1 protein-coding gene is annotated in these 522 nt (G+C 59.8%); it reads right to left on the bottom strand.

Annotated elements, in window-relative coordinates:
• Window positions 1-177: 177 nt before the first annotated feature.
• The coding region (rcsF, locus tag BN1117_RS09645) for an Rcs stress response system protein RcsF (protein WP_052441478.1) at window positions 178-522 on the bottom strand (345 nt) is incomplete at its 5' end.

Here is a 522-nt window from a genome sequence, read left to right on the forward strand (position 1 = left end):
CCCCTGGCCGAGGGGGCGCTTACCACACCAGATGAGTTACGGATCAGGTTGCAAATGGAGTCGGCTTGGAGCAGCGAAAGCTGACAAGGGGTTGCTTGCCTGCTTGGGCCGGTTGCCAAAAAGCGAAGGTATGCTGCGCATACCCTCGAAGCGGATACGGATATGCCGCTATGGTCGTTACTGCTCTTTGGCCACTTTCAGTGCCTGCCCGTAGCAGATCACCTGTTTCAGGCAGCCCGGGGTGTCGCTGAATTCGGCGCACTTGTCGATGGTGACGCCGTTGCCGCCCATATCGGCGGCGCGGCGACGGACCAGGGTGCGCGCTTCGCCGGCGTTGGGTACCGGCTGGTTGGCATCAGCCTGGCAAGACTCGCCCTCGATGGTGCCGAGGTAGAGGTAGTTGAGGTCAGCCAGCTCATCCTGCTCGTAGATGCGCACGCTACCGGGTTTGAAGTATTCGTCGAAGTTCTCTTTATCCAGATTGCTGTTGAAGGCGTAGTTGGCACAGCCGGAGGCAATCAG

Origin of the sequence: Aeromonas australiensis, assembly GCF_000819725.1 — a bacterium.
Classification (GTDB): domain Bacteria; phylum Pseudomonadota; class Gammaproteobacteria; order Enterobacterales; family Aeromonadaceae; genus Aeromonas; species Aeromonas australiensis.